Below are 12,154 nucleotides of genomic sequence, written 5' to 3' on the forward strand. Positions count from 1 at the left end.
GGTACCTACTGGCCTGGATACCCGCAGATACAACAATAACGACACTATCGCGAATGATTCTTTGGTGATCATAATGGTGTTAGCAAAGCGATAAGATGCAATAGTGTAAAGCAGGCTGGCAAGATGCTCAAAGCTTTTGGACAAAATAACGCAAGCATGAGATGACCATCTGGTCATCTCATTAAATTAGCAACTTTTAAGAAGGAAGCGACTACTTATTTTGTGATGAGAGGTATTCGCGCATGCGCTGTTGTGCCACGTCAACGAGCATGTCGGGCTGGAATTTGGAGATAAACCTGTCACATCCAACTTTTTCTACCATGGCGTCGTTGAAGCTTCCGCTTAATGATGTGTTGAGTGCTATAAATAAATTGCTCATACGAGGATCGTTACGCACTTCAGAAGTAAGCCGATAGCCGTCCATTTCTGGCATTTCTGCGTCGGTAAACATTAGCAAAATTTCGTCGGTTGGGTTCTTCCCCTCATCGGCCCACTTCTTCAGCAGCGCTAACGCTTCAGCGCCGTTTTTACGTTCGATGATTGTTATACCTAGCTGCTCTAACGTATCTTTAATCTGTTTTCTTGCTGTGCTTGAGTCATCTACTATCAACACTTTCTTGCCTAAGAAGTGGTTAACAATGTCTTTATCTAGCACTTCTTCAGAGATAGATGTGTCGTAATCGATGATTTCCGCGAGTACTTTTTCAACATCGATGATTTCTACCAGCTCTTGTTTACCCTCAACATTCACCTGAGTTATGGCGGTTAAATAATTGGATTTTCCAATGCCGCTAGGGGGTGGCTGAATGGTTCCCCACGATGTATTCACTATGTTTTTCACTTCACCAATAATGAAGCCCTGCACGCTTCTGTTATATTCAGTGATAATGACATTCTTCGCTGTTGCTTGCGTAGCTGCACCGCGCATTTTGATTGCCTGACGCAAGTCTATAATTGGAATGGAGCTTCCTCGGTAGTTCATCACGCCTTTCAGGTTGTGATGTGAACCCGGCATTATATTGAGCTTGGGTACGTTTATAACTTCTTTAATTTTAAAGACGTTCATGGCAAAAATGTGTCGCGTTCCCAATTGAAACATCAAAAGCTCAAGCCTGTTTTCGCCAACAAGCTTGGTTCTTTGGTCAACTGACGACAATACACTACTACTCATAACACCCACTTTTCATATTATATATCAACAAGCTAAAACAAAAGCGCCCTCGTATCGGACAAGACTATTTAGCGTGAAGCTCTACGCCTAAATTTACCTTGCTCACACCGGCAAAGCTATTACCCTTTTAGCTAATAGACAGACGAAATAGTCAACGCCAGCAAGCATTTGCAACCTACGTAAGTTATTTATTACCGACCACTTCTTGCCCCACTGCTGCCCCATTGCCTTAAAACCATCAAACATAGGTGTCAAAGATTTACAGTATCTAGACTTCTCTCGGCGCCAGTCATTCACAAAATAAATGACCGCAATGCAAAATATATATTTCTATTATTCCAAATCCGGCACTAGGATGAAATGGAATCAACGGGAACGCCCTACAGCGTAAACATAAACAACGTTAAGTATTTTAATTATAGTCGGGAGAGACGCTCATGTCGCAATATCAACAAGACATTGATAACTTCGCCACATTAAAGGCAGCACAAAACGGAACTTGGGAAGGTATCAACCCAGAATTCGCTGCACGCATGAAGGTTCAAAACCGTTTTAAAACAGGTTTAGACATTGCTCGCTACACTGCAAGCATTATGCGCAAAGACATGGCTGAATACGACGCAGATTCGTCTCAGTACACACAGTCACTAGGCTGCTGGCATGGCTTCGTAGGCCAACAAAAAATGCTTTCAGTTAAAAAGCATCAAGGCACAACTAACAAAAGCTACCTTTACCTTTCAGGCTGGATGGTAGCAGCACTTCGCTCTGAATTTGGTCCTCTTCCTGACCAATCAATGCATGAAAAAACATCAGTGTCTGCGCTTATCGAAGAACTTTATACTTTCCTTCGCCAAGCAGATGCGCGTGAATTAGGCGACCTTTTCCACAAGCTAGACGACGCTAAGAAAAACGGTGGTGATGTAGCTGCGATTCAAGCTGAAATCGACAATTACGAAACTCACGTAGTTCCAATTATCGCAGATATCGATGCGGGCTTTGGTAACGAAGAAGCAACCTACCTACTTGCAAAGCAAATGATTGAAGCAGGTGCATGCTGTATCCAAATTGAGAACCAAGTATCGGACGCGAAGCAATGTGGTCACCAAGACGGTAAAGTAACCGTGCCACACGAAGACTTCCTAGCGAAAATCAATGCAGTACGCTATGCATTCCTTGAACTAGGTGTTGATGAAGGTGTAATTGTTGCACGTACTGACTCACTAGGTGCTGGTCTTACTCAGAAGATCCCAGTATCTACATCAGAAGGCGACTTAGCTGCTCAGTACAATGCGTTCCTTAAAACTACCGAAGTTGCGGGTGTTGAAGACCTAACTGAAGGTGATTTGGTGCTTAAACAAGGTGGCAAGCTGGTTAAACCTGAGCGCCTACCAAACGGCTTGTTCCGCTTTAAAGACAACACAGGTTTTGACCGTGTAGTACTTGACTGCGTAACGTCACTTAAGCACGGCGCTGACTTGCTTTGGATTGAAACTGAAAAGCCTCACGTTGGCCAAATTGCTGAAATGGTTAACGCTATTCGCGAACAAGTACCAAACGCAAAGCTGGTTTATAACAACTCTCCATCATTCAACTGGACGCTCAACTTCCGTCAGCAAGTGTTTGATGCTTGGACAGAAGAAGGCAAAGACGTATCTGGCTACGACCGCGCGAAACTTATGTCTGCTGACTATGATGACAGCGAACTTGCAGCAGCAGCGGACGAGAAGATTAAGAGCTTCCAGGCTGACGCAGCACGCGAAGCGGGTATCTTCCACCACCTTATCACGCTACCGACTTACCACACTGCAGCGCTGTCTACTGACAACCTTGCAAAAGGTTACTTCGGTGAAGAAGGTATGCTTGCTTATGTTCGCGGTGTTCAGCGTCAAGAAATTCGCCAAGGTCTAGCGTGCGTTAAGCACCAAGCGATGGCAGGTTCTGACCTAGGTGATACACACAAAGAGTACTTCTCTGGTGAAGGTGCACTTAAAGCGTCTGGTGAAGATAACACCATGAACCAGTTTGACGTATAACGTGAACAGGCAATGAGTTAAACGGAAAGCATCCCAACCTTTCCTACAGGGCACCTTCGGGTGCCCTTTTTTGTGCGCGTCATTCACTTCACTTATGCTTTTTGCATAAAACAAAAAAAGCCATATTTTTCTAAATTTCATAAAAAAACAATATACCAACTATATTTCAATACCTTATAGGTATAACGGCGGCCAATTTAAGACTAAACGCTTATCTGACATTGAAATAAAAAAGCTTTATAATAGCTATGTTTGATTAGGTTTAAAAAGAGCATTAGAATAATGAATATAGCGAAGGTCGACCTGAATTTATTGGTTTATTTAGATGTGCTGTTGCGCGAAGGAAGTGTAACGAAAGCTGCAAACCAGCTAAGCATTACTCAGCCAGCAATGAGTAACGGCCTGAAGCGCCTTCGCGATCTATTTAAAGATCCACTTTTAGTTCGTACCAGCGATGGGATGACCCCCACTAAGCGCGCGCTTGAACTACAACCCATTATTCGCGATGTGCTTAGTCGATTGGAAAGCTCTATTCAACCCGAGACTGATTTCGATCCGTTAACCAGCGACAGAACCTTCCGCATTATGACCAGTGACTATGCAGAGAGTACCTTGTTACTTGAACTTGTTGGAAGACTGGCGGATTTAGCGCCCAATATTACGCTTGACCTTATTACGCCGAGTGACGTGACGTTTCACGATGTCGAGCAAGGTAAAGTGGATATGGCAATTAACCGCTTTGATGAACTGCCTTTGTCGTTTCACCAAAAAGTTATCTGGTATGACACCTTTAGCTGCGTAATGAGTTCCGACCATCCGCTAGTAGAAAAATGCAACCTAGAAGGCTACTTGAGTGCCCAGCATATTTGGGTGAGTAAAACTGGGTTTGGCGTGGGTGTAGGTATTGATCCAAATGAAGTACAAAAATTGGGCTGGGTTGACGCAGAGCTTACAAAAATCGGAAAACAGCGTGCTATTCGCGTATTTACTCGTCATTACCATGCAGCGCTTCAGATTGCGAAAAAGCAAAAACTTATTGCTACCTTACCAAGCAAAGCGGCGCGTTTATTCAAACACGACCCAGATGTGGTGATTAAAGAGCCGCCTTTCGACATACCACCTATTGCGCTAAAAATGGCGTGGAGTGCCCTACTTCACCACGACGCAGGTCACATTTGGTTGCGCCGCTTAATCAGCGATGTAGCTAGCGAAATGAATGCGGGCTAAACATTCACAAAATATATGGCAGAAATACAAACCATAAATTAAAAAACTATCTCTATACACACTACACTGGGTGAACAGACAAATGTATAGAGGTAGTTATGCAAGGATATATTACTAGAGGCCGACTACAGGTTGCCGAACAACTCGATAACTTTATTAATGAACAGGCACTTCCTGGCACAGGCGTAGATAAAGACACCTTTTGGCAAGGTGCAGAAACCCTCTTCGAAAAATTCATTCCTCAAAATCGCGCACTATTAGAAAAGCGAGAACAGCTTCAGCGCGCTATCGACGATTATCATAAAGCTGGTAACCCGGTAAACGGAAACGAATATACCGACTTCCTAAAAAGCATCGGTTACCTTGTTGAGCAGCCATCACAAGTAAGTGCACAAACACAAAATGTAGACGCCGAAATAGCGACAATGGCAGGCCCTCAGTTAGTTGTGCCAATCAACAACGCTCGCTATGCACTTAACGCGGTAAATGCCCGTTGGGGAAGCCTTTACGATGCACTATACGGCACTGACGTCATCAGCAATGAAGGTGGTGCAGAAGCGGGAAAAAGCTACAACCCCGTACGCGGCGCCAAAGTAGTTGCGAAAGCGAAAGACTATCTAGATAGCATGATACCGCTTGCGAAAGGCAGCCACGCTGACGTTACTGAGTATAAGATTGAACCGGGTAAATTGGCGATCACTCTCGTCGACGGCGATGAAACCACCTTAGCAAACACAGAGCAATGGCAAGGATACCAAGGTGACATTAGCGCACCGTCAAGCCTGCTATTTGCACACAACGGTCTGCATTTTGAAATTCAACTAGACCCGACTCACCCTATTGGCGAGAGCGATGCCGCAAACGTAAAAGACGTATTGGTTGAAGCTGCATTAACCACCATAATGGACTGCGAAGATTCCGTTGCTGCTGTTGACGCTGAAGACAAAACCTTGGTGTATAGCAACTGGTTAGGCTTAATGAAAGGCTCGCTAAGCATTGAAATGACAAAGGGCGGCAAGCAGCTTGTTCGCGCTATGCATGACGATAGAAGCTACCAGCCGTCTAAACACGCTTCACAAGACGAGCTAAAAGATGGCGAACTAGTACTTTCTGGTCGAAGCCTTATGTTTGTTAGAAACGTGGGCCACCTTATGACTAACAATGCTATGCTCTTTGACGGCGAAGAAGTGCCAGAGGGGATCATGGACGGTTTAGTCACTTCACTTATCGCAAAGCATGATCTTTTAGGAAACAGCAAATTTAAAAACAGCCGCGAAGGCAGTATTTATATTGTTAAACCTAAAATGCACGGGCCAGAAGAAGTTGCATTCTCTAACGCATTGTTTGGTGCTATCGAAGCGATTATCGATGTTCCAGCTAACACCCTTAAAATGGGCATAATGGATGAAGAGCGCCGTACGAGTATTAATCTACAAGCTTGTATTGCAGAGGCTACTTCACGCGTTGTGTTCATTAACACGGGTTTCTTAGACAGAACCGGTGATGAAATTCATACCTCAATGCTTGCCGGCCCTTTTGCAGAAAAAGCCGCGCTCAAGTCTATGGCGTGGATTAAGGCTTATGAAACTGCAAACGTCGCAGTAGGCCTTCGTTGTGGTCTTTCTGGCAAAGCTCAAATTGGTAAGGGCATGTGGCCAATACCTGACGAAATGCAAAATATGATGACCGCCAAAATAGGTCACCCTAAGGCTGGCGCTAATACTGCTTGGGTTCCCTCACCTACTGCAGCAACACTGCACGCGCTTCATTACCACGATGTAAATGTGTTTGACGTTCAAAAGTCGCTAGATGAAAACTTTAGTGGCCTTGCTGACATACTTACCATTCCATTGTTAGAAGATGCCTCTACTCTGACGCGTGAAAGTATTAAGCGTGAAATCGACAATAATGTTCAGGGCATTTTAGGCTACGTTGTACGCTGGGTTCACCAAGGCGTAGGCTGCTCGAAAGTTCCTGACATCAACAATGTAGGCTTGATGGAAGACCGCGCGACGTTGCGAATTTCATCGCAGCATATCGCTAACTGGCTAGAGCACGGCATTGTAAGTGTAGATCAGGTAAAAGAGTCTTTGGCTCGTATGGCTGTCTTAGTAGATGAGCAAAATGCGGGGGATCCTGAGTATATCCCTATGGCACCTGATTTAAACAGCTCAATTGGTTTCTTAGCCGCAAGCGATCTAATCTTCAAAGGTAAAGAGCAGCCTAGCGGTTACACAGAACCTTTACTGCACGCACGTCGCCGCGAAATGAAGGCAAAACTTGCGGCGAGCTAGTACAAAATATGAGGGCTAAGAATTGGAATCTAATAGCTATATTCCATACGGTAAAACACCAAAGAATTAGCTAGCTAGTTTCAAGCCTCATCAGACCCATTTGAATAAGGCTCACTCTGTTAGTAAACAGAAGTGAGCCTTTTTATTTATTGCTGGTGTATTACTGTTGCGTTTGCATTTATTGTCGCGACGCGTGAAATCACTTCGCAAACTCACTCAAAAGCGAACTGTGTAGTGATATGGCAACACTTTAGACTAAAGATATCGCTTATCTCCCCCTTGATACTTTGCTGATAATGCATGAGTAAACTACGCTTTTATAGTGTGGGGCGCAGCGTTTGTTATTCCGTTGGAACTAAACACTTAGCGCAAAGCCTCCTTAGTTTGGAGTATGCACATGCAGATAGCCTCGGCAGCAATACCGAATAATTTATTACAGGCGAACGTCACGCTAATTGTGCCCATCTTTTCAGGTGGAGGAACAAGATTGAGCGCCCATATCGGCATAATTAAAGCGCTGCAGGACATGAACGTAGGCTTCGACACTTTAGTGGGTGTATCAGGTGGCTCGATTATCGCTTCGCTTTACGCCAAAGGTTACACAGTGGAGCAAATGCGAGAGCTCGCACTGGTTACTGATTTCAAGCAATTCACTGAATTTTCACTCGTAAGATTACTCCGGGAAGGCGGACTTTCTTCTGGCGACGTATTTCAACGATGGATTGACGAACAGTTGGAAGGCGCAGTGTTTGCCGACCTCCCACTCAACCTGCATATTCTCGCTACCGACGTAAACGGCGGCGGACCAGTTTTGTTCAACAAACAAACCTCTCCAGATATGAAGGTGTCAGAAGCAGTGCGGTACTCTATGTCGATACCGCTCATCTTCTCGTTCAAACCCTTTAAAGAGCACTTGCTAGTAGACGGCGCTATATTGTCTGAAGATGCGCTGTTTGAAGATTGGCGAGGCGATGGCACGCCATCAGTATGCTTCAGACTGCAAAGCACCGAACAAAAACGCAAGGCCATTAAAAAGAACTTACTTCAACTGCCCCAATACGTCAGCATGCTTATTCGCACGTTTATGACGGCAATATCCAGGGAGTACGTCAATGCGAAGTATTGGCACAATACGGTGGTAGTGAATACCGGGGAGATTTCCGCGGTAGATTTTTCGCTTACACCTGAAATTAAGAACACACTTTTTGAGCTCGGTTATGCAACCACGAAAGAGTTCTTGCCCAAAAAGTGTGCGGGATTTATGAGAAGCAGTGCACTTTAACAGTTTCAGAAAGTAATTATAAGTCGCTAGCGCTTACACTTTATAAAAGTCGCGATACCAGTCGACAAACGCCTTTACGCCAGTTTCAACATCGGTAGATGGCTGGTATCCAGTATCTTCAACGAGCGACGACACATCAGCATAGGTGTCAGGCACATCGCCCGGCTGCATAGGAAGAAGTTCTTTCTTCGCCTCAATGCCCAATGCACTCTCAAGGGTTTCAATAAACTTCAAAAGGTGCACTGGTGTTTGCGCACCAATATTGTAAACCTTATAGGGCGCCTTACTCGTACTTGGATCTGGATTGCCGCCGTCCCAATTCTCATTAGGTTTAGCCACATTATCCAATGAGCGAATTACGCCTTCAACGATATCATCGATATAAGTGAAGTCACGACGGTGGTTACCATAGTTGTAAACCTGTATTGTTTTACCTTCCAAAATAGCCTTAGTGAACTTGAAAAGCGCCATGTCTGGACGGCCCCAAGGCCCGTAAACAGTGAAAAAGCGCAGCCCCGTTGTAGGCAAGTTATACAGGTGACTATAAGTATGAGCCATTAGCTCGTTAGCTTTTTTAGAAGCCGCATACAAGCTAACTTGATGATCTACGTTATGCTGTTCTGAAAACGGCATAGTCTCATTCGCACCGTAGACTGAGCTAGATGACGCGTACACCAAATGCTCGACGTTATTATGGCGACACCCCTCTAGAATATTCACAAAGCCAACAATATTTGAGTCGACGTAAGCGTTAGGATTTTCAAGTGAATAACGCACACCAGCTTGAGCAGCCAAATGCACCACTCTATCAAATTTGTGCTCTTCAAAAAGCGCAGCCATTTTGTCGCGCTCCTCTACCCCCATCTCGATAAATGAAAATAAATCAGCAGCAGTAGATGATTTAATCTCGTCTAGACGAGCGTGCTTTAAATTCACATCGTAATAATCGTTAATGTTGTCAATCCCGACAACTTGGTCACCACGATTGATAAGGTATTGCGATACAGCTGCACCAATGAAACCAGCTGCTCCGGTGACTAAGATTTTCATGAGCCCTTCTCTTGTTTTTTAAACAAACCAATAATCCTTTTATACGATTTCATTCCCGCATGTTTGATAAGCAGCTTAACAGGCATTTTAATCAAGTGACTTTTGACGAACAAATAAAGCGATGCAACATGGTGCTTGACTCTCCATTCTGACTTCACTGGTTGATGGAGCATAATTATGTAGCACCTTTTCTCCAAGACTCATAATCGCTTTCGTCTTAACGATTGCTTCACAAAATCAGACTCTTCGTCAGTAAGAGGAAGATTCAGCACTTCGCTCATCAGCGAAAAAGATTTAGCAAGATCAGTGCCTAACGCCAGTTTTATAGCTCGGTCGATTAACTGCGCACTCGTTATATTCTGTTCAATATAGTCAGTTAGCAACCAGTATTGGTCACACAAGTCGCGTAGTGAACGGTCAAAAACGCTGTCCTGTATCAAGTGCACAGCAGAATGAATAATTAAATCTTCATCACTTGGAACTATATAATGTTCCTCTAACTCTGTACCACTGTCTACTATAAGAGAGGCATTTATATGACGTTTAGAGCTTATTGGTAGTAAATTATGATGCAAGTCTACGATTAAACCACTTTTTGAATTAACAAAGGGTGGCAACTCATGCATCCATTGCCGATAATAATAATCGTCATATTCGTCAGAAACTGAAACAGCAAAACCATTTATAAATAGCCAAAACTCAGCGTCATTAAGAAACTTCCTTTCCACAAGCAAATCAATGTCTGATAACAGTCTATAAGCGGCGTTTCTTTTGCCAGCAGCAATATAAGCAGCACCTTTTAGCAGGGTAATTTTTAAACTTGAAGGGTTGTTTTTGCGCAACTGTGCCAGATGCCAATTAATCGAGTCATGCTGTTTAAGTAACTCGTAATATGCACTTTTGAGCTGACTAGCTACACTCTTAGGCATTAATGAAAAGGTATTTTCTTCAAGTGAAATATGGTAAAGAAACGGAAGGAAACCTAGCTGTCTAGATAACGCAACGACATCACACCACTCACTTTTTTCCAACTGAAGCGTGCTCTTTTTTTTTGTAACGAGATCAATTAGGAGATTGCTAGTCGTCACTTTCATATAGTTCATTCACAAAATCAATTGCTCGCTGCGTATCGGAATAAGTAATTTCGTATGCTGGTGTCCGCTCACATATTTGCTGAAGTATGTGGATTGCTTTTGAGCCCAAAATATGGATATTAAAAGCTTGCTCAAGTAACTTCATAAACGAATCTAAGCTCGAAATTCTAGAGACTTCAATGTCAGTAGTTGACGCACTATATTTAGGAAAGACAATACCACGGATTTCGGCCGGTTCCATCATTGTTGACCAACTCAGGTCAGAGGGGCGGCAGTGACTTACAGTACCTTTATGAGTGTTATGAGCGACAAGCCCCATCACTGCGAAAGGGTATCTTCTTTGAATTACATCTATCGCTTTGTCTTTAAGGCTAATTGGCCTTACAAAGGGCGTTACGGATGAGTCTTCTAAATTTACAAGGGTTAGTTCATCGGTTAATAGTCTATAGGATTCATTCATTAATGCACAAGATAATGTGCTTTTACCACTTCCTGAATCACCAGATAACAAAATGGCTTTGTGTTTCTTCGCAACGCAAGCGGCATGAATTATTAGCCTATCTGCACCATACTTAGATACACACCAATTCATCCCCCACTCAAGCAATGCGTGACTGTGATTACTAGGGCCTCGAGTAAAGGGAGCAAAACCGTCAAGAGTAAATAGTGCGCGTCTAAAAAGCGGAATAGTTGAGACGTAGGGCATATCTATTGAAACATTGAAATCTGCAGTACCTAAAGTCGACAACAGCGAAGCTGGATATAGTGTGGACAGATTTTTGATTACAGAAGGGAAACGTGAAGAAACTTTAAAAGAAAATGGGGAAGTTCTGACTACACAACTGTTACTACTCACCAATAAACTCCATTTTTCTGATTAGTTGTCTAGCATATCAAATTTTCTCAATGTGCTTATCGTTTCTTGATATCCGGCAACTTGGGGATCGTCCAGTGGAACAGACGACCCCAAACATGCTATGAGAGGTTTTATGTCGTGACCAAAAACTAACGTCTGCCCAGTACCACTATGATAGAAAACAACAATAGAATCAGTTTCAGTTATTTGTATAAAATCATTAAACAAAATCGTTAACTTATTGAAGGGTAATCTGAAGAGTCACCTATAATTCTAGACGTATTTATCGTATCTTCGGAACTACTCTGCGCTGTGTAACTACTATATGAAAAACGGCTACGTTTCTTTCGTCGACTTAAAGGACTATAACACTCTTCAAGATCCGAAGTAGAAAACGTTTGAATCTCTGGAGCATCAATATTTCCACGTTCATTCAAAGACACTAGAGAATCTATGAATCGATGAAGCGTTTGTTTACTATTCGATTCCTCTGCTTTTTTACAAAAAGTGAGCAACTGAACCATATCATAACCATAATCTATTCCATCATGCGCTGCGTTTAACAAAGCAGCTGCCATGTGGTACTCCGCCTCTTTTTCCCCCCCCTCGAAACCTTCATTCAAAGATTGCCACAGTGTTTCTTTGGTTATGAAGCTTGGACACATGGTTTCCAATAGCCCAACCCATGTTTGAGAATAGCTACCATGATTGTCCATATTTGCATATTTTCGTATTGAGTCACTGCTCCAGCCATAATACTTTTTATCATTGCTTAAATGAGCATGCGAGCCCATCGTCCAATCCCACGCAACTTTAAACTTATCGCTTGAAAATAGAAATATTCCCGGAAACAAGAATTTCGGCCATGCTTGAACATGGTTTTTCCAGAAACCTGGAGTACACCCAGCCGAGCCGTTACATTCGTATGTAACTTTGTTAGAGAAGTTGTTTGACAGAGAACCCGACATAGACATACAGCCAGACGCCCAAACCGACTTACTACTTGCCAAAGCAAGTAAAGGGGCTGATTTTGCTGTCCCTTTTAACAATTTACGTCTTGATAACTTTTGCATATATCTAATCCAAACCCATCATTTGAATACGTTTGTCCAATAACACTAATATCAAAACCTGATGCAAAAAGTCA

Annotated in this window: 9 protein-coding genes; 4 read left to right on the forward strand and 5 right to left on the reverse strand. The window is 43.2% G+C overall.

Going from position 1 to position 12,154, the window contains the following annotated elements:
* Positions 1-211: 211 nt before the first annotated feature.
* Positions 212-1,171, reverse strand: coding sequence for a chemotaxis protein CheV (locus tag BZA03_RS15690; protein WP_069944630.1), 960 nt, complete (start codon positions 1,169-1,171; stop codon positions 212-214).
* A 437-nt stretch (positions 1,172-1,608) separates the two neighbouring features.
* On the opposite strand from BZA03_RS15690, the gene BZA03_RS15695 reads away from it, so the two are divergent.
* The 4 genes from BZA03_RS15695 (at position 1,609) to BZA03_RS15710 (ending at position 8,007) form a co-directional block, all read left to right on the forward strand.
* Positions 1,609-3,204, forward strand: a complete 1,596-nt coding sequence (locus BZA03_RS15695) for an isocitrate lyase (protein ID WP_110289249.1) — start codon at positions 1,609-1,611, stop codon at positions 3,202-3,204.
* Between the two features lie 282 nt (positions 3,205-3,486).
* On the forward strand, positions 3,487-4,431 hold the full coding sequence (locus tag BZA03_RS15700; RefSeq protein WP_014950208.1) for a LysR family transcriptional regulator: 945 nt from the start codon (positions 3,487-3,489) through the stop codon (positions 4,429-4,431).
* Positions 4,432-4,529: 98 nt separating this feature from the next.
* On the forward strand, positions 4,530-6,725 hold the full coding sequence (locus tag BZA03_RS15705) for a malate synthase G (RefSeq protein WP_110289250.1): 2,196 nt from the start codon (positions 4,530-4,532) through the stop codon (positions 6,723-6,725).
* Between the two features lie 397 nt (positions 6,726-7,122).
* A complete protein-coding gene (locus BZA03_RS15710; protein WP_110289251.1) occupies positions 7,123-8,007 on the forward strand; it encodes a patatin-like phospholipase family protein in 885 nt (294 codons plus the stop codon).
* Positions 8,008-8,040: 33 nt separating this feature from the next.
* Here the strand turns inward: BZA03_RS15710 and BZA03_RS15715 are convergent, their stop codons facing one another.
* From BZA03_RS15715 to BZA03_RS15730, 4 genes are all read right to left on the reverse strand, one after another.
* The gene (locus tag BZA03_RS15715) at positions 8,041-9,057 is read right to left on the reverse strand and encodes an NAD-dependent epimerase (protein WP_110289252.1); all 1,017 of its coding nucleotides are present in this window, start codon (positions 9,055-9,057) and stop codon (positions 8,041-8,043) included.
* A 200-nt stretch (positions 9,058-9,257) separates the two neighbouring features.
* Entirely contained in the window at positions 9,258-10,151 is an 894-nt protein-coding gene (locus BZA03_RS15720; protein ID WP_181417302.1) for a nucleotidyltransferase family protein, read from the reverse strand.
* Positions 10,135-11,007, reverse strand: coding sequence for an HprK-related kinase A (locus BZA03_RS15725; RefSeq protein ID WP_181417303.1), 873 nt, complete (start codon positions 11,005-11,007; stop codon positions 10,135-10,137). The genes BZA03_RS15720 and BZA03_RS15725 overlap by 17 nt, the downstream gene beginning before the upstream one ends.
* Positions 11,008-11,240: 233 nt before the next feature.
* A complete protein-coding gene (locus BZA03_RS15730) occupies positions 11,241-12,080 on the reverse strand; it encodes a hypothetical protein (protein ID WP_110289255.1) in 840 nt (279 codons plus the stop codon).
* Positions 12,081-12,154: the final 74 nt, after the last annotated feature.

Origin of the sequence: Alteromonas sp. I10 (genome assembly GCF_003201515.1) — a bacterium.
GTDB classification, from domain to species: Bacteria; Pseudomonadota; Gammaproteobacteria; order Enterobacterales; family Alteromonadaceae; genus Alteromonas; species Alteromonas macleodii.

What these genes read in the sequence shown, in the direction of transcription:
- BZA03_RS15690 (WP_069944630.1), bottom strand. Translation starts at nt 1,171, where the DNA reads ATGAGTAGTAGTGTATTGTCGTCAGTTGACCAAAGAACCAAGCTTGTT.
- BZA03_RS15695 (WP_110289249.1), top strand. Translation starts at nt 1,609, where the DNA reads ATGTCGCAATATCAACAAGACATTGATAACTTCGCCACATTAAAGGCA.
- BZA03_RS15700 (WP_014950208.1), top strand. Translation starts at nt 3,487, where the DNA reads ATGAATATAGCGAAGGTCGACCTGAATTTATTGGTTTATTTAGATGTG.
- BZA03_RS15705 (WP_110289250.1), top strand. Translation starts at nt 4,530, where the DNA reads ATGCAAGGATATATTACTAGAGGCCGACTACAGGTTGCCGAACAACTC.
- BZA03_RS15710 (WP_110289251.1), top strand. Translation starts at nt 7,123, where the DNA reads ATGCAGATAGCCTCGGCAGCAATACCGAATAATTTATTACAGGCGAAC.
- BZA03_RS15715 (WP_110289252.1), bottom strand. Translation starts at nt 9,057, where the DNA reads ATGAAAATCTTAGTCACCGGAGCAGCTGGTTTCATTGGTGCAGCTGTA.
- BZA03_RS15720 (WP_181417302.1), bottom strand. Translation starts at nt 10,151, where the DNA reads ATGAAAGTGACGACTAGCAATCTCCTAATTGATCTCGTTACAAAAAAA.
- BZA03_RS15730 (WP_110289255.1), bottom strand. Translation starts at nt 12,080, where the DNA reads ATGCAAAAGTTATCAAGACGTAAATTGTTAAAAGGGACAGCAAAATCA.